Here is a 17,635-nt window from a genome sequence, read left to right as displayed (position 1 = left end):
GAGACCCAATTCAGGGCTTCTGTTTAAATTATGTAAATAGCTTCCGTACTGTGTATTTGTTGGAGGAAATCAATTTTTATTTGGATACTACACCAGATCCTGACTGGATGTCTTATGATTCAACGATATTAGGACATATTGATCTGCAAATTGATTTTCCACAGTTTATAATTGATGGCAGTCCCATACTTTTCCGTTAGCTGATATCAGAGATTTATTGATGGAATGGCTGATGTTTTTACAATCTTAGGCTTTTTTGAAAACAAATCATGGATGGATTGCGTATCATTTATTTAACAAATCGATGCTTTTTTTGATTATAAAAAAGATATTTTAAATATTTCTTTTAAAAATTGATTTATAAGTGTATATGTGTGGTATGTGCGTGTAAAATGATGAAAAAATAAATGTTTTTCGAAATTTTGTGAGTATTTTTGGCGCTACTAAAAAAATATAAACCACCAAGTACTGATTCACCTTATGATCTTAATTGTTGACGACAACCAAAGTAATCTTTACTCACTGAAAAAACTGCTGGAATCCAAAGATTTTCAGGTAGATACAGCCGAATCCGGAGAAGAAGCACTAGGGAAAGCCATAAAAAATAATTATGCACTGATTATTCTGGATGTACAGATGCCTGGCATGGATGGATTTGAAGTCGCTGAAACACTGGCTGATTACAGCAAAACAAAAGAAGTTCCTATTATATTTTTATCGGCAGTAAGTACTGAGAAAAAATTTATAACCAGAGGATATGCCTCAGGGGGAAAAGATTATGTTACAAAACCTGTAGATCCGGAAATTTTGTTGCTTAAAGTTAAAACCTTTTACAGTCTGCAGGAGCAAAGTCTTGCGATGAAAAAGACCCAGCAGAGCTTGGAACTGGAAGTCAAAGGAAGAAGAGAATCACAGGTGACCATGAAGTCACAGATCGATCATTTTCAGCTAATGCTTGAATCTTTGCCGCAGATCGCATTTACACTCAATGAAGAGGGAAACATAGAGTTTGTGAACCTCAAATGGTACCAATATTCAGAGACTGATGTAGACTTTCCGGAGGTTCATCCTGATGATCTTAATATCAGAGAAGAATTTGACCGTTGCAGAAAAAAGGATAAAGCACTCGAACTGGAAGTCCGGATAAAAAATAGAGATTCCGGAGACTACCGTTATCACCTTTTACGGGTAACCCCTGTGAATGACGGGAATGGAATTAAAAACTGGGTAGGAACCTTTACCGATATTGACGATCAGAAAAAAGTAGAAAAGGAAAAAGATGAATTCCTGAGCATCGCCAGCCACGAACTCAAAACACCATTAACAAGTATAAAAGCCTATGTTCAGTTGCTTGACCGTAAATTAAAACTCGATAAACAAAGTGCTGAAGCTGGTTTTATGGGGAAGGTTCAGGATCAGATAGAAAAACTGAATACATTGATCACCGACCTGCTTGATGTCTCCAAAATAGAAAACGGCAAGCTTAAGATCAACAGAAAACCAACCAGCCTGGAAAACGTGATCAGCAATGCAGTTGAAACCATCATACAGACCCATGACGAAAATAAAGTCAAGATAAAAAGACATGGTATAAAACCGGAAATCCTGATTCCTTTAGATGAAATACGCATAGAACAGGTTCTGATTAATTTCCTGACCAATGCCATAAAATACTCTCCTCAAAATAATCAGGTGATCATCACTACGTTTGTAGATGATGAAAAACAGGAAGCAAAAGTGAGTGTCACCGACTTCGGAATAGGAATCCCGGACTTTAAGCAGGATGCTGTATTCCGTAAATTTTACCGTGTAGAAGAATCTTCGCTGCAGTTTCAGGGAATGGGGATCGGGTTATTTATATGCTCGGAGATTATCAAACAACATCACGGAACCATTGGTGTATCCAGTAAATTAGAGGAAGGATCTACTTTCTATTTCACCTTACCCTTAAATTAAGTCACATGCCAAAAAAAATAATCAGAAATCTTCAGTTTGGAGTCGGGTTATCGTTACTGATCTTAATTGCAAGTTCAGTGGCATCTTATCTGAGCATTCAAAGACAGATGGACCATCGTGAAAGTCTTTCTCAAAGCCGAAGATCAATAACTGCCGTTAAAGACGTGCTCGTTGCTTTACTGGATGCCGAAACCGGAAACCGAGGCTATCAGCTTACAGGAAGAGAAAACTTTTTAGAACCCTATAACCGAAGTTTAAGCGAATATACAAAAGCTTTTGAGCGTGCAAAATCCTTAGATATTTCAGATAAAAATCAGCTGGAACGTCTAAATGCTTTAGAAAAAAATGTTAACAACAATATTGGCAATTTAAAGCAGTTTGTTCAGAACAGACGAAAAGGGATGGTGATGACGCAGGAGCAGATTCTGATGAGCAAAAGCTATATGGATAAATGCCGCCAGATCGTTCGTGATTTCGTACAGTACGAAGAAGCTCAGCTTGAAATTAAAAATAAAGATCTTAACCGCTCATCCAGTACAACCGTTATGTTTATCATTGTTTCGGCAATAGCAGCGGTAGTAGTCACGATCTTTTTCTATATTAAACTGAGGGCAGATTTGATTCGCAGAGACAAATTAGAGAATGAATTACGTACAAAAGACCTTGAAATAAGCAGACGTGTAAGCGCTATTCAGCAGATTGCCAACAGAGTTGCCAATGGTGATTACAGTCAGAAAGCCGTTGATCATTCACAGGATGACCTGGGAGATCTCGTAGATTCACTGAATCATATGACCGATTCACTGAAGAAATCTTTTGATAAGATCAACAAAAGTGACTGGCGCCAGAAAGGCCTTGCTCTACTTAATGAATCTTTAGTAGGAAATAAATCGGTAAAAAAAATTGCTGATGCATCTTTGAATCAGCTTGTTGAATACGGAAAATGCATCAATGGTGCGCTCTATCTGTTTGATGAAGGGACTCTGAAGCTGAGCACTGCTTTCGGTCTGGAAAGTACCATGAAAAAAACTTTCGAACCGGGAGAAGGAATGGTAGGTCAGGCCTTTACCAATGAGAGAATGCAGGTGTATAGCAACCTTCAAGAAGAAGATTTTACGGCAAGCTTTGCAAGCAGCAGAATAAAAATCAACGGAATACTATTAATTCCCATTCATGCGGATGGTCATTGTATTGGAATACTAGAACTGGGATCTATCACAGATTTTGATCAGGACAGACTTGATTATTTTGCGGAATGCAGCCGCAATATCGGCATTGCTTTAAATGCAGCCAAGGGCCGTGAGAAAGAGCAGCAGCTCCTTGAAGAAACCCAGGCTCAGTCAGAGGAATTGCAGGTACAACACTCCGAGCTGGAAAACCTGAATACAGAACTGGAAGCCCAGACCCAAAAATTGCAGGCTTCAGAAGAAGAGTTGAGAGTACAGCAGGAAGAGCTGATGCAGGCTAATGCCGAACTGGAAGAACGTTCAAGACTTCTGGAGGAAAGAAATCACATGATTGCCCAGAGAAACGGGGAGATTCAGAAAAAAGTGGAAGAACTCGCTTTAAGTACCAAATATAAATCTGAGTTTTTGGCCAATATGTCCCACGAACTGAGAACACCACTGAACTCAATCTTACTTCTTTCCAGATTAATGGCTGAAAATCCTGATGAAAACCTGAATGAAGATCAGGTGGAATCTGCAAGAGTAATTCAGAGCTCGGGGAGCAGTCTGTTGACCCTTATTGATGAGATTTTAGACCTCGCCAAAATAGAATCAGGTAAAATGACCCTGGAATATCAGGATGTGGTCGTTAATGATGTGATCAGAGATTTAAGAAGTCTGTTCAATCCGATTATTCAGGAAAAGAAAATCAAATTTGATATTCATGTAGAAGAAGGCGTCGAAAAAACTATTGAAACCGATAGACTTCGTGTAGATCAGGTTTTACGTAATCTTTTGTCCAATGCGATAAAATTTACCACAGAAGGGAGCATCACTTTAAATATTAGAAAAGATACTGAAAATAAAGAGTTCATTGTTTTCAGTGTGAAAGATACAGGAATCGGGATTCCGGAAGAAAAGCAGGCCATTATTTTTGAGGCATTCCAACAGGCAGACGGCTCTACGCGTCGTAGATTTGGCGGTACCGGATTAGGGCTTTCCATAAGCCGGGAAATTGCAAGATTACTTGGAGGGGAACTAAGTCTGAAAAGTAAAGTTGATGAAGGAAGTGAGTTTAGCCTTATTATTCCTGTAAAAGCTATAGATGAAACCATTCAGCCTGAAACAGATCAGAACCTGGTGGATACTATTCGTGAAGATGTTGAAGAGATCCAGAATATTCTGGAAGAAACAGAAGCAGGAACGATACTGCATTTGGAGACACTGGAAATTCCTGAGGACGTAGATGATGACAGAGACGGGATAACACCGGAGGACAAAGTAATATTGATCGTTGAAGATGATATCAATTTTGCCAAAGCACTCCTCAAATACACCCGTATGAATAATTATAAAGGGGTTGTTGTGGTAAGAGGGGATTATGCTTTATCTGCAGCCGTTCAGTATCATCCGCAGGCTATTTTACTGGATGTTCAGCTGCCTGTGAAAGACGGCTGGAAGGTAATGGACGAACTTAAATCCAATTCTGCTACCAAACATATTCCGGTGCATATGATGTCTGTTCTGCAGCTCGAAAAGGAAAGTCTGATGAAAGGTGCTATTGATTTCATTAATAAACCGCTTGCTCTGGACAAAATGACAGATGTCTTCAAAAAAATTGAAGATGCCCTTCAAATGTCTCCGCAAAAAGTTTTAATTGTAGAACATAATGCCAAGCATGCCAAAGCATTATCCTACTATTTAAGCAATTTCAATATTTCTTTATCCGTAGAAAATAATGTCGAAGACAGCGTTAAAGCTTTAACTTCAGATCATATTGACTGTGTGATCCTGGATATCGGAGACTCAAGAAGCAGTGAATATAAAGTAGTTGAATCCATTAAAAGTTACGAAGGATTGGAAAACCTGCCGATCATTATTTTCACAGAACACAGTTTGTCCAAATCCGAAGAACTGAAGATCAGGCAATACGCAGATTCCATCGTTGTTAAAACTGCTCATTCTTACGAAAGAATTTTAGATGAGGTAGGGTTATTCTTACATTTGGTGGAAGAAAAAAACAATTCTGTGGAGATCGCAAGAAACAAAGTTTTAGGTTCATTAACTGAAGTTTTGAGCGGAAAAAAAATATTGATTACCGATGATGATGTCCGGAATATTTTCTCTTTGACCAAAGCCTTAGAAAAATATAAAGTGGAAGTAGTAGTTGCTATGGATGGAAAACATGCCCTGCAGCAGATCAAGGAACATAAGGACATAGACGTTATTTTAATGGATATGATGATGCCTGAAATGGACGGCTATGAAACCATAAAGGAGATCAGAAAAATGCCAGCATTAACAAGGCTTCCTATCATTGCAATTACAGCAAAATCCATGATTGGAGACCGTGAAAAATGTATAGAGGCAGGTGCTTCAGATTATATCTCAAAACCTGTGGATATCGACCAGCTATTGTCCTTACTGCGTGTCTGGCTATATGAAAGTTAAATGATGAATAAGAAGATTTTGATTGTGGACGATGATCCACGTAATATATTTGCACTGAAACTGACGCTGAAATCAAGAGGCTACCAGATTGAAAGCTGTACAATGGCTCAGGAAGCCATCCAGATTTTAAAAGAACATGCAATAGACATCATCCTTATGGATATGATGATGCCTGAAATGGATGGATATGAAGCCATCAGAATGATTAGAAATATACCATCCATGAGCGAAATTCCCGTGATTGCGGTTACGGCTCAGGCTATGCCGGAAGACCGTCAGAAATGCATCGATGCAGGAGCTCAGGATTACGTATCAAAACCAATTGATGTAGATCAGCTGATGACCGCCATCGAAAAATTTTTATAAATGCTGGAGCCGAGTATTGTAAAAGACGAAGAAGTAGAATATTTGATCAAAGATGTGTATGAGATGTATGGCTATGATTTTTCAGAATATAGCAGAGCTTCTTTTAAACGCCGGGTGAACCGTATTTGCCTCATTGATAGATTTACCAGTTTTGCGGAACTTCGGTATACCATTCTCAATGACCCAGAATATCTGACGCGCTTTGTGGAAGAAATTACAGTGAATGTGACCGAAATGTTTCGGGATCCGCACTTTTTTAAAGCGCTCAGAGAGAAAATTTTACCGCAATTGGGAACATATCCACTTATCAGAATATGGGTGGCGGGCTGTTCTACAGGGGAAGAAGCCTATTCAATGGCTATTTTGCTGAAAGAAGCCAATCTCTACCACAAATCACTGATCTACGGGACAGACCTGAACCCCTCCGTTTTGGAAACGGCACGCTCTGGAGTTTTTCCTTTGCAACAGATGAAACTCTATTCAGAAAACTACATTTTGTCAGGCGGGAAAAAAGATTTTTCAGATTACTATACCGCCAACTATGACAGTGTAAAATTTGATAAAAGTTTAAAGGAAAAACTGATATTATCCACTCATAATTTAGTGTCAGATAGTTCTTTTAATAGTTTCCAGCTGATCATCTGCAGAAATGTACTTATTTATTTCGACCGGGATTTACAGGAACGTGTTTTTAAACTTTTTGACAATAGCCTTGAAAATCTGGGCTATCTGGCCTTAGGTTCAAAAGAGACTCTGAGATTTTCCAAATTAGACAAGAATTATCATCAGATTGATGATCAGAGGATCTGGAAGAAAACAGAGCATATATAACATATTGAGCATGGAAACAAAAAACACAAAGACAGAATTAGTCGTGATAGGAGGATCAGCAGGAAGCCTGCAGGTTATTCTGGAAATGCTTAAAAATTTAAAAAACGAATTGAGTTTCCCTGTTTTGCTGGTGCTTCACCGCAAAGCATCTTCAACAAATGTTCTGCAGACCTTGCTCCAGCAGTTCGTGAACATGGAAGTTATTGAGATCGATGACAAAACGGAAGTTCAAAACAATAAACTGTACATAGTTCCTGCAGATTATCACCTGCTATTCGAAAATAAAAAGATGATGTCACTGGATTTTTCGGAAAAAATGAACTATTCCCGTCCCTCCATTGATGTTACATTCAAATCTGCGGCCGAAGTCTATGGCAAAAACCTCGTGGGCGTTTTGCTTTCTGGGGCCAATGCAGACGGTGTGGAAGGTTTGGGATGTATTAAAAAAAATAAAGGAAAAGTCTGGATTCAGGAACCTGCAACGGCTGAAGTAGATTATATGCCCAGACACGCAGTAGAAGAAGTGGATTATGATCTGATCATTAAACCCAATAATCTGGCCGATTATATCAATCAATTATAAAATAAGAAATTAAAACAACCCTAAGATTTAAATAGAACAACTATGAGTACAAAGAAAATTTTGATTTTTGATGATGATACAACTATTTTAGAGGTAATTACCATCATTTTCGAGGAGAATGGTTATCAGGTCGAAATTTCAGAAACATCTCATGATATAGTGGAAAAGGTTTCAAAGTTTCAGCCGGATGTTATTCTTATGGACAACTGGATCCCAAAGATCGGCGGAGTAGAGGCTACCAAACTTTTAAAAAGTCATGACGAGTTCAAATCTATTCCTGTCATTTATGTGACGGCCAACAATGATATCGTGAGACTGGCAGAAGAAGCGCAAGCGGATGATTATGTGGCAAAACCATTTAACCTGGATGATCTGGAAGATAAAGTAGCTAAATATTTAAAATAGCAGAATTCCACTGAAAAGTATTGGTGCTTTTGGCATCTATAGAAAATCCTTACCTCATGTGTAGGGATTTTTTTCTTTAAATAATCTGTCTGACAGGCTGTTGCCTTATTTCTTCAAAATGTCTGGTTCTCTCCCGGATAAGATCAACGGTACATCGTCCACTGTTGATTTCAGCAATCAATGCAGATAAAAATAATTTCAACTGAGGATCAGACAGTATTTTATTCGTAAATGTAGTGGCGATAATGGTCTTTTTAGAAACGATATTCTGGGTAAAGATATATTCGCCTTCCAAATCCACAATTATACAAAACTGATCTGTTATACTGGCTGATAAGTACCGATGGATCAGGTCGATATTTTGTAACATATTTTCCATCTTGGTGTATTTGTATGATATACAATAATATTCATGCCATAGTTGTTCTTTTCCTATTTTTTAACGCATGATCCATGAGGAGCCATATGGCTATTGAATATTTTAAAATTAATATTATCTTGCTGTTTAAAGCATTTTTTCTCATCTGATGATCAAAACAGATCCGTAATTACTTATGTTAAAAGATATCATTGCCAAAGACCTTACCGTTATTTTTTGTGGGATTAATCCCGGTTTAAAATCTGCTGAAGATGGCCACCACTTTTCCGGAAGAAGTAATCGGTTCTGGAAAGTAATGCACCAGGCGGGATTCACTCCTTACCAGATTGAAGCAGAAGAGGATACAAGTATTCTGGATTTCGGATATGGACTTACGACTGCGGTAGCCCGGGCAACGTCCCGCGCCGATGAGCTTTCAAAAGATGAATTTGATGATTCACTTGAGCTCTTTAAAACAAAAATGACCCATTTTCAGTCAAAATATATTGTATTTCTTGGAAAAGCAGCCTACCAGGCTTTCTCCAAAAAGAAACAGATAGAGTGGGGCTCTCAGTCTGAAGATTTTTGTGGAGCCCGGGTTTGGGTTTTACCCAATACCAGTGGTTTGAACCGGGGATTTACCCTTGATGCTCTTGTTGAATCTTATAGCGGATTTTATCAAGAGATTCAAAATAATAAGATCTAGATCTTCCAATCAATTTTGTGCTTTTTATCCATAAAAGAGGAATCTTATACATCAATTTTGAAATGTATCTATCAGATTTCCTATTTTTGCCGAAATCTAATGATCCATGAAGAATGTCCTAAGCTGGATATTAATTACATTTCTTACCGTTTCCCTTTTGAATAACTGTTTCAGCAACAGTGTCCAGAAAGAGATCCGGGAGAAAGCCTCATTCATTGCCGAACTGAGGAAATTATATTCTTCCGGAGATTCTTCAAAATGGCCAAAACCGATTCTGGATCCCGATGCAATGCCACACTTTTCCGAAATTGGCCATCTTCCCGACATTAAGTTTCCGGCAGATAATGCTTATTCTGAAGACAAAGCAGTATTGGGAAAAACACTGTTCTTTGATCCGCGTCTTTCTCAATCTAACCAGATTGCCTGTGCTTCCTGCCATGATCCGGAGCTGGGATGGTGCGATAACAGAACTTTTTCCTTCGGACACGACAGGCAACTCGGTATCCGGAATGCAATGAGCATCCTGAATGTCGCTTATGCAAGATCCTTATTCTGGGACGGACGTACTGCGTCTCTTGAAGAACAGTCGGAAATGCCGATTCGGGACACAAGAGAAATGAATGGGCATATCGATCTGGCAGCAGGTAAAATTGCAAAAATCAAAGGCTACGAACTCTTATTCGAAAAAGCTTTTGGGGATAAGGTCGTTTCAAAAGACCGGATTTCCAAAGCAATAGCCGCTTTTGAAAGAACCGTTAAAAGCGGAACCTCCAAATTTGACCAGTTCATTGACGGAAAGGCAGAAGTTTATACGGATGATGAATTGATGGGTCTGCATCTTTTCCGGACCAAGGCGCAATGCATGAACTGCCACAGCTCAGGGTACTTTTCCAATAATCAGTTTGAAAATATCGGGACTTCTTTATTAGGCTCTAAAGAAGAAGATCTGGGCCGTTATCTCGTTACGAAAAATCCGGAAGATGCCGGGAAGTTTCGGGTGCCGGGACTCCGTGAAGTGACAAGAACAGGTCCCTGGATGCATAATGGCTCTATGACAACCCTCACGGAAGTTATTCAGTTTTATAGCAGAGGAAATCCTGAACATTCTCAAAAAAGGGCAACAGTGCATCAGGGTATCACACTTTCTTCAGAAAAATCAGGTTTTGTAAGGTTGCTGGATCTTACTGATCAGGAAATTGCTCAGCTGGAAGCATTCCTACGGACTTTATCTACGAAACCTGAAAGAGTTCTGCCACCTGCATTGCCACAATAAAATAACGCATATCATCAGTAATTATTAAAGATTCGTTACCCTGAATGTAAAGCTTTTTTGCTACATTTATCTGTTATCAATCAGCAATAATTATTAAGATATGAATATTCAACTTTTTTCAAAAAATGCTCTAGTAGGTGCGGCTACACAAGGGATAGGTCTTGGAATAGCTCTGGAACTGGCAAAATGTGGAGCCAACGTTACCGTAATGGCCCGCAATGAAACGAAACTTAAAAATGTTGTGTCTTCATTACCTCGCATCCATCCTGATCAGAAGCATCACTATGTGGTAGCGGATTTTTCCAATTTTGAGGACTACAGAACCATTATTTCCGACTATTTCAGCAATAATTCCGTAGATATCCTGGTCAACAATACAAACGGTCCGGAGCCTGGCTTAGCGCTGGATAAAGGGGTGAATGATTATCAGAAAGCATTTGATCTCCTGTTTAAAACTGTCTGCGAAACGACCCTTCTGGCTTTACCCCACATGATACAACAGAAAAATGGACGGATCATTAATGTTTCTTCGCTGTCGGTAAAAGAGCCGATCAATAATTTATCACTTTCAAATTCCATTCGTTCGGCAGTGATCGCCTGGGCCAAGACATTATCCAATGAATTGGCACAGCATCAGATCACAGTCAATAATATTTTAACCGGGTATTTTGATTCAGAACGTATTCAGAATCTCATCAGCCATGAGTCACAGCAGACCGGTAAATCTCAGGAAGAAATAAAAAAAGCAAGGGAAAATAAAATTCCAATGAAAAGACTTGGTAACACTGAAGAATATGGCCACCTGGCAGCTTTCCTTGCATCAGAATATTCGTCCTATCTTACAGGAACCAGTATTCCGCTGGATGGAGGTTTGAATAATACGTATTAATTCAGGGGACTGACTATTTATTTGATGGTATCTGTAAAAAATATGCGGACTTGAAGATACATAGTCAGCCGATGAAGAGAATGAATAGTAATTTGATCATATTTTTTTTACGCAAAGTTTGGCTATCATGATTTTATATTTACGAATGCAAAGGAAAGAATCAATACAATTGATTCGATGAAGCGTATGGATACAATGTTCGCTTATTTAATGGCGTAGCCACGCCTCTTTGCCTGTCTTAAAACTATACCTTTAGCATGAAAACTTTGGGTTTAAAAAAATAAAAATTTTTGCTTTTAGCAGGTTTTAATGATATTTTTTCTCAATTATGAGCCTGACCTATTTGAGAGGGTAGTATATCACAAATGAAATTAAGAATTCTTTAAAAACCTGTATCATCAGGGCATTCTTCCTTTCTAGTTCCATTGATTTTTCGTAGTTTCACTTTCTTTTAACAAAAAATATCACCACAATCTCTTATGAAAAGAAACTTTATCAACCAAAAAGAGCTGTCCGACAAATTTTGGAATATTGAGTATTCCGGAAACGTACAGACCTTATCTTTTGGCAAAACCGGAACCAAAGGCCGGGAAACAGTTAAAGAATATGCAGATGAAAAAGACTGTGTGAAGGAGTCTGAAAAGCTCATCGCTCAAAAAATAAAAAAAGGCTACACCGAGATTCACGAAAATGATGAGATTCCGCAAAAGATCGAGCTTTCCGATAAAGAAAAAGCAGATATTTATTTTTGGGAAGCCATTGAAAAATCCAACAAATATAAAAAAGCCCATTGGAGCGAATATGATATTGATGAACACATCGAGAACCTGACCGATTATTTATCTAAATTCGGAAAAGATAGGATGATCCTTTTTGAAAAAACGCTTCAGGAGAAACTAAGTGAATTGTATACCGCTGAAATCGCTGAACTTTCGATCATTCTTGAATGTGATTTTAAAAAGGGAAACGGAGTTTATGTCTTCGATGATTATCTTTCCGATGACGGATTTATCTATTTCAGATGCTGGCTGTTATTAAAAGGAAAAGAGTTTTTTGAAGAAATAAAAGCTGATATCCAGTCGTTCGTAAGTGGAAAATACAGCTTTGATATTGCGGACTGCTGGGCAGAAGGCCTGCTCTATGTGGCTGATGAAGCGTATGCCCAAAATCATGACGATGAAGAATCCATCATAAAAGATACGGTGTATGAATTGTACCCTGAAAACGATTACGACGGTATGGAGCGCAGTATGAACCGCGAGCCGAAAGGAGGGGCTGATTTACAAACCATGTATCCGAAACTGGTAGAAGAAATAGGACAATTAAGAAGTAAATAAAGAGTAAAGCCGATTCGTAGCTGAAAATACATGAAAAATACGGTTAAAACTTTAAGGGATAAAAAGAATATGACCCAGACTGAGCTTGCCGAAAGATCAGGCCTTTCTTTGCGCACGGTCCAACGGATTGAAGCGGGAAGTATTCCCAAAGGATTTACCCTGAAAGCTGTTGCCCGGGCTTTAGAAACAGAACCTGAAGATCTGATTTCAACCGATGAAGAAAATACCAACGTTGATCGGGCAAAATTAATCAATCTGGTCGCGTTAGCGGGTCTTATCATTCCGTATGGAGGTGTGATATTTCCTTTAATTTTAACCTATAAAACCAAAGATCCTGTCAATAGAGAACTAGGAAAAAATATCGTAAGTATCCAGATTATTTTGGCAGGTATTGTTTCTGTTTTAATGATCATCAGTCCGTTTATTCAAAAGGCATTGTCTCTAAAAACACCTCTTTTTCTTATCTTTTTAATAGCTTTTATATCTGTTAAACTACTCATTATCGTCAAAAACGGAATCGGTCTGAATAAAAATGGAGATTTATATATTAGATTGAAAACCAGTTTTTTATAATCTGAGTCATAAAATTGACGTAAAAATGTCATATTGTTTTTGCAGGAAAATCAGATCGGAATCCTGAATCTTGCACAAAATTGAAATATGAAAATCTTTAAGAAATTGGTGTTATCTGTTGCGGTCATTATTGCGCTGTCCTTAGTAGGCGGTTACTTTTATTTTGATCAAAAATTTACGCCGCCGGAAAATCATCTGAACGTTGCCGGGATTGCAGAAAATAGTACGCTAAGCTGGGATACTGCCGAGGGAAATTCCCATGCTGCAGTACTTTTACCTGTCAAAATCAAAGGAATTGACAAAGTCTTTTACATGCAGCTCGATTCCGGCTCTCCAACTACTTTGTTTTATAAAAATTCACTCCAATCTATTCAGTCAAAATTTCAGGATAAAATTAAGATCAATGAAAAGAATAATCAAATTTCAATGCAGTTTAGTATAGGAAATATGAGCGTGACTTCAGATTTTGAAGTATTGAATTATGGTAACACAGTAAATTTTGAAAGCACTAAGCCTGACAATATCATTGGAACCATCGGGACCGATCTGTTTGAAAAACGCATTGTCATTCTTGATTTGAAAAACGAAATGTGCTCATTCGTAGAGAAGATCAATGAAAATGATTTTGAAGCATTTGAATTTAAAAAACGGAAAATCCTGATGCCGGGAACAATTGGAGATCAAAAACTGAAACTGCTTTACGATTCAGGCACCAGTGGCTATGAACTCCTTACCAACAGGGAAGAATGGCAAAAGTACAGAATGCCAAACGGTAGCATCAAAAAAGAAAAAGGAAATTCCTGGGGAAATGTATTAACTGTTATTTCTGCACCTGCTGATCAGGCCGTAAAAATAGGAAACAGCGAGCTTAAACTTTCAGAAGTGACCTATGTAGAAGGAACTTCACCGCTGCAGAATCTCCTGATGAAAACTTCCGGAATGCAAGGCATGATTGGAAATAAGCTTTTCCTGAATCATACACTGATTATAGACTGTAAAAATGAAAAATTTAAAATAAAATAATGTTTTTTTAGATGGATGTAATAATTCCCCGGTGTGGGTTGTCTTACTATGTATTGAAATTACATAGTATATGAAGAACTGGTCTTTTAAAAAATGGAACACCGTTTTAGGATGGGTAATGTTCACAATCGCCCTGATTACTTATCTCTCTACCATGGAGCATTATCTCAGTTTTTGGGATTGCGGTGAGTACATTTCCTCAGCTGTAAAACTTGAAGTAACGCACGCTCCCGGAGCGGCTTTATTCCAGATTGTGGGTGCTGTGGCCAGTATATTTGCATTGGGAAATGAACAGAATTATGCCATTGTGATCAATGCCATGTCTTCACTGTTCAGCGCATTTACCATCCTTTTTCTGTTCTGGACGATTACTCATTTTGTGAGAAGGCTGTTAAACAAAGACTTTGAAGAAATAACGAAGCATCAGGAAATCTCCATTCTTTTTGCAGGTGCAATAGGTGCATTATGCTTTACATTCTCAGATACGTTTTGGTTTTCTGCAGTAGAAGGAGAAGTATATTCTATGGCTTCTATGTTTATTGCATTGCTGGTGTGGCTCGTTACCAAATGGGAAAACGAATACAAAGCAGCCGATAACGAGAGATGGGTCATCCTTATTTTCTTCATATTAGGACTTTCAGTAGGAGTTCACATGATGTGTATGTTGGCGGTTCCGGCCGTTTGTCTGGTATATTACGCCAGAAATTACAAATTTACCTGGAAAAGTTTTATCTGGGCTAATGCCATCACCCTGTTAATTTTGAGTATTGTCTTCAAAATTATATTCCCGTTGATTATGACCATGTTCGGAAAGCTGGAAATATTCTTTGTGAACGGACTTGGAATGCCTTTCCACTCAGGAACGATAGCCGCATTCATTCTGATGGCAGGAGCATCTTATTTCATGATTAAATACGCCAGAAAAGCTAAAAAAAGCATCTATCAGACGGTCGCTTTATCCGTGGTTTATATGGTCATAGGTTTTTCATGCTGGATGGTGATTCCTGTTAGAGCCAATGCCAATCCACCCATGAACCTGAATGATCCTGATACTGCGATCGGCATGCTGGATTATTATAACCGAGAGCAGTACGGAGACTGGCCTACGATCTATGGACAAAACTACACGGCTTTTCTTGATGCGAACGGAATGGAAAAGAATGAAGACGGAAGTTTTAAAACTGAAAAGACAGGTGAAACCTTTGAAAAGGATGAGAAAACCGGAACGTATAGAAAAACCGGAGACCGATTCCGTTATGTTTTCAGTAAATCTCAGGTGAGTCTGATGCCGAGAATGTTCAATCAGGATAAAGATGTGATGGCTAATTACATTTCAATGTATGGAGCTCCGGATTTCACCTTCAATTACGATAATGAAGAGGTAGCTGATAACCCTCAGGCAAAACAGATATTTGATGAATTAAGAGGGAAATATGAAGATAAATCCATCACAGCAGCAGATTATCTGAAAGTGAAACCATACAACTTGATCAATGTTCAGAAGCCTTCACTGGCTCAGAATATGGATTATTTCATTACATTTCAAAACGGCTATTACTTCGTAAGATACCTGATGTGGAACTTCGTGGGAAGGCAGAACGATCTTGAAGGCAAAATGGAAAATACGAGGGGAAACTGGATCTCCGGAATTTCTTTTATCGATAATGCTTTACTTGGAAACCAGGACAAAATGCCAGCGAAGTTCAAAAATGAAAGCACGGTAAAGTTCTTCTTTTTGCCCTTAATCTTAGGGTTGATTGGTTTCTTTTTTCAGTTGAACAGAGACTTCGGTAGATTCTATGCATTGCTTTCATTATTTGTTTTAACGGGGCTCGGAATTGTTTTCTATACCGGTGTCAAACCGTTTGAAGTAAGAGAAAGAGATTATGCAATGGTAGGTTCCTTCTATGCATTTGCGATCTGGATCGGACTGGGAGCCGGAGCTATTTTATGGTTCATCCAGTCTAAAGTGAAATCTAATGTTGCTAATATAGCATTGGGTGTAATTTTATTGGGAGTTCCTTTTATGATGGGCTTTCAGAATTATACCCCACATGATCGCAGCAAAAAATCGGCAGCGCGTGACTATGCTTATTCATTCCTCAAGTCAGTGCCGAAAGATGATATTATTTTTATCTATGGCGATAACGATACTTTCCCTGTATGGGCCATTCAGGAGACGGAAAGATTCCGTGATGATGTGAAAACTGTAAATTTTACTCTTTTAGCCACGCCATGGTATATTGACCAGGTGAAAAGAAAAACGTATAATGCAACGGGAATTCCTACCCAACTGACTCATGAGGATTACAGAGATGGCGTGAACGATCAGATCTATATGATGAAGAAAGAAGACTGGGAAAGATTTTTCTCTATGTTAAAAGAACAGGGCGTTCCGGATACAGAATTCCGGGTTTTCAGAAAGTTCCTTACACAGGATTCACTAACGCTGAAAGAGGCTATGAGCTTCCTAAAGTTCCAATCTCCTGAAAAAGATGAACTTCTTAAAATGTACTTCGGAGAAGAAAAGTATGCGGAATACAACATTCTTCCGGTGAACAAATTCATTCTTCCTGTTAATAAAGAAAATGCTTTAAAAGCAGGAATCATTACCCAGGCAGATCTACCTAAGGTTGTCAATCAGATCATGATCACTTACAAAGGAAACACCCTTTACAAAAATAACCTGATGATGATGGATATGCTGGCAAATTTCGATTGGAAACGTCCTATCAACTTCTCATCAGGAGGAGTCTATGACAGCGAAAATATTTTTTACCTCGATGAATATCTGCAGTTTGAAGGATTCAGTTACCGGCTGGTTCCTATCCATACGGCTCCCAATACGGACGGTGATATGGGCAGGGTAGATGTGAATTCTCTTTACAATGTCGTGAAAAACTTCAGATGGGGGAATTTTAAAGACCTTAGTATTCATTATGACGAAGCAGCCACTTCTAATATCATGGGCTACAGAATGACGGCAAGCAGAGCAGCTTCAGCACTGGCGTTAAACGGACAGAAAGCTAAAGCGCTGGAGATACTGGATCTTGTTTCAAAAGAAATTCCGGCTGAGAAATACAATGATCCACGTTCACTAAGTGCTATGGTGACAGGATATATCATCGCAGGACAGGAGAAAAAAGGTCTCCAGCTGGCAGAAATCCTTAAAAAAGAGATCTTTGAAGAATATGATTATTACCTGAGCCTTTCCCCGGCATTCCAGAAACAGTCGGGTAGGCAGATGAGGGTGAAGCCGATGGAATATTCCCTCGTGGTATCCGCAGTTACAGATGCTTACAAAAAGCTGGGCCAGAATGAAAAAGCATATGCTTATCTGGTGAAATCCATTGAGCCTATTGATAAAAAGTTCAATGTTTTCATTAAAGAGCTTCAGCAGATGGGTAAAGAAAAAGCCATAAAAGAGTCTGAAAATGTACAGAAAATTACGCCTTTCTATCAATATTTATTTGATGTGATGAAGCCTTTTGATTCTACTTACTCAGCGGAGAAAGAAGATCAGATTACCAGAGCAATGATCAAAGTGACGCAATAGTTTAAATCGAAAACTAAAAATAAACCACCCGTAATATAAAATAAAGCCCTCAAATTAAGTTTTTGGGGCTTTTTTATTTTAAACTTGTCTAGTCCTGAAATATCGATACACAAAAAAAGAATCGTTATGGAAGAACATTTAGAAACCCGGTACGTCAAGCGT

14 protein-coding genes are annotated in these 17,635 nt (G+C 38.5%); 13 read left to right on the top strand and 1 reads right to left on the bottom strand.

What is annotated here, in order from left to right:
* Window positions 1–480 precede the first annotated feature (480 nt).
* From NZD88_RS14715 to NZD88_RS14690, 6 genes are read left to right on the top strand one after another with little or no spacing between them, the layout of a single operon-like run.
* Window positions 481–1,956, top strand: a complete 1,476-nt coding sequence (locus NZD88_RS14715) for a hybrid sensor histidine kinase/response regulator (RefSeq protein ID WP_259830125.1) — start codon at window positions 481–483, stop codon at window positions 1,954–1,956.
* Between the two features lie 5 nt (window positions 1,957–1,961).
* On the top strand, window positions 1,962–5,573 hold the full coding sequence (locus NZD88_RS14710; protein WP_259830124.1) for a response regulator: 3,612 nt from the start codon (window positions 1,962–1,964) through the stop codon (window positions 5,571–5,573).
* A 3-nt stretch (window positions 5,574–5,576) separates the two neighbouring features.
* Window positions 5,577–5,939 carry a response regulator gene (locus tag NZD88_RS14705; protein ID WP_341483024.1) on the top strand — a complete coding sequence of 121 codons (363 nt, stop codon included), beginning with the start codon at window positions 5,577–5,579 and terminating at the stop codon, window positions 5,937–5,939.
* Window positions 5,940–6,770 carry a CheR family methyltransferase gene (locus NZD88_RS14700; RefSeq protein WP_259830121.1) on the top strand — a complete coding sequence of 277 codons (831 nt, stop codon included), beginning with the start codon at window positions 5,940–5,942 and terminating at the stop codon, window positions 6,768–6,770.
* Window positions 6,771–6,780: 10 nt separating this feature from the next.
* Window positions 6,781–7,353, top strand: a complete 573-nt coding sequence (locus NZD88_RS14695) for a chemotaxis protein CheB (RefSeq protein ID WP_259830119.1) — start codon at window positions 6,781–6,783, stop codon at window positions 7,351–7,353.
* A 42-nt stretch (window positions 7,354–7,395) separates the two neighbouring features.
* A complete protein-coding gene (locus NZD88_RS14690; RefSeq protein WP_169233560.1) occupies window positions 7,396–7,758 on the top strand; it encodes a response regulator in 363 nt (120 codons plus the stop codon).
* 76 nt (window positions 7,759–7,834) lie between these two features.
* Here NZD88_RS14690 and NZD88_RS14685 read toward each other — a convergent pair whose 3' ends face one another.
* Window positions 7,835–8,137 (bottom strand): hypothetical protein, encoded by a 303-nt coding sequence (locus tag NZD88_RS14685; RefSeq protein WP_259830117.1) that lies wholly within the window; start codon window positions 8,135–8,137, stop codon window positions 7,835–7,837.
* Between the two features lie 175 nt (window positions 8,138–8,312).
* Here NZD88_RS14685 and mug point away from each other — a divergent pair, with 175 nt between their 5' ends.
* From mug to NZD88_RS14650, 7 genes are all read left to right on the top strand, one after another.
* On the top strand, window positions 8,313–8,822 hold the full coding sequence (gene mug / locus NZD88_RS14680; RefSeq protein WP_259830116.1) for a G/U mismatch-specific DNA glycosylase: 510 nt from the start codon (window positions 8,313–8,315) through the stop codon (window positions 8,820–8,822).
* A gap of 106 nt (window positions 8,823–8,928) precedes the next feature.
* Window positions 8,929–10,095: a cytochrome-c peroxidase gene (locus NZD88_RS14675; protein ID WP_259830114.1), complete on the top strand. Its 1,167-nt coding sequence runs from the start codon at window positions 8,929–8,931 to the stop codon at window positions 10,093–10,095.
* A gap of 100 nt (window positions 10,096–10,195) precedes the next feature.
* Complete coding sequence (locus NZD88_RS14670; protein WP_259830112.1) at window positions 10,196–10,984, top strand: SDR family oxidoreductase; 789 nt, start codon at window positions 10,196–10,198, stop codon at window positions 10,982–10,984.
* Between the two features lie 479 nt (window positions 10,985–11,463).
* A complete protein-coding gene (locus NZD88_RS14665) occupies window positions 11,464–12,321 on the top strand; it encodes a DUF4240 domain-containing protein (RefSeq protein WP_259830111.1) in 858 nt (285 codons plus the stop codon).
* Between the two features lie 30 nt (window positions 12,322–12,351).
* Window positions 12,352–12,894, top strand: coding sequence for a helix-turn-helix domain-containing protein (locus NZD88_RS14660; RefSeq protein WP_259830109.1), 543 nt, complete (start codon window positions 12,352–12,354; stop codon window positions 12,892–12,894).
* A gap of 87 nt (window positions 12,895–12,981) precedes the next feature.
* A complete protein-coding gene (locus NZD88_RS14655) occupies window positions 12,982–13,917 on the top strand; it encodes a hypothetical protein (RefSeq protein ID WP_259830108.1) in 936 nt (311 codons plus the stop codon).
* Window positions 13,918–13,987: 70 nt separating this feature from the next.
* Entirely contained in the window at window positions 13,988–17,473 is a 3,486-nt protein-coding gene (locus NZD88_RS14650) for a glycosyltransferase family 117 protein (RefSeq protein WP_259830106.1), read from the top strand.
* Window positions 17,474–17,635 lie beyond the last annotated feature (162 nt).

The organism is Chryseobacterium pyrolae (genome assembly GCF_025153485.1).
Taxonomy (GTDB): domain Bacteria; phylum Bacteroidota; class Bacteroidia; order Flavobacteriales; family Weeksellaceae; genus Chryseobacterium; species Chryseobacterium antibioticum.
Note: the sequence above shows the minus strand (reverse complement) of the source record. Positions and strands in the feature narration are given on the sequence as shown.

Bases quoted from the DNA above. Each gene is read 5' to 3' on its own strand.
- NZD88_RS14715 (WP_259830125.1), top strand. From the start codon at position 481: ATGATCTTAATTGTTGACGACAACCAAAGTAATCTTTACTCACTGAAA.
- NZD88_RS14710 (WP_259830124.1), top strand. From the start codon at position 1,962: ATGCCAAAAAAAATAATCAGAAATCTTCAGTTTGGAGTCGGGTTATCG.
- NZD88_RS14705 (WP_341483024.1), top strand. From the start codon at position 5,577: ATGAATAAGAAGATTTTGATTGTGGACGATGATCCACGTAATATATTT.
- NZD88_RS14700 (WP_259830121.1), top strand. From the start codon at position 5,940: ATGCTGGAGCCGAGTATTGTAAAAGACGAAGAAGTAGAATATTTGATC.
- NZD88_RS14695 (WP_259830119.1), top strand. From the start codon at position 6,781: ATGGAAACAAAAAACACAAAGACAGAATTAGTCGTGATAGGAGGATCA.
- NZD88_RS14690 (WP_169233560.1), top strand. From the start codon at position 7,396: ATGAGTACAAAGAAAATTTTGATTTTTGATGATGATACAACTATTTTA.
- NZD88_RS14685 (WP_259830117.1), bottom strand. From the start codon at position 8,137: ATGGAAAATATGTTACAAAATATCGACCTGATCCATCGGTACTTATCA.
- mug (WP_259830116.1), top strand. From the start codon at position 8,313: ATGTTAAAAGATATCATTGCCAAAGACCTTACCGTTATTTTTTGTGGG.
- NZD88_RS14675 (WP_259830114.1), top strand. From the start codon at position 8,929: ATGAAGAATGTCCTAAGCTGGATATTAATTACATTTCTTACCGTTTCC.
- NZD88_RS14670 (WP_259830112.1), top strand. From the start codon at position 10,196: ATGAATATTCAACTTTTTTCAAAAAATGCTCTAGTAGGTGCGGCTACA.
- NZD88_RS14665 (WP_259830111.1), top strand. From the start codon at position 11,464: ATGAAAAGAAACTTTATCAACCAAAAAGAGCTGTCCGACAAATTTTGG.
- NZD88_RS14660 (WP_259830109.1), top strand. From the start codon at position 12,352: ATGAAAAATACGGTTAAAACTTTAAGGGATAAAAAGAATATGACCCAG.
- NZD88_RS14655 (WP_259830108.1), top strand. From the start codon at position 12,982: ATGAAAATCTTTAAGAAATTGGTGTTATCTGTTGCGGTCATTATTGCG.
- NZD88_RS14650 (WP_259830106.1), top strand. From the start codon at position 13,988: ATGAAGAACTGGTCTTTTAAAAAATGGAACACCGTTTTAGGATGGGTA.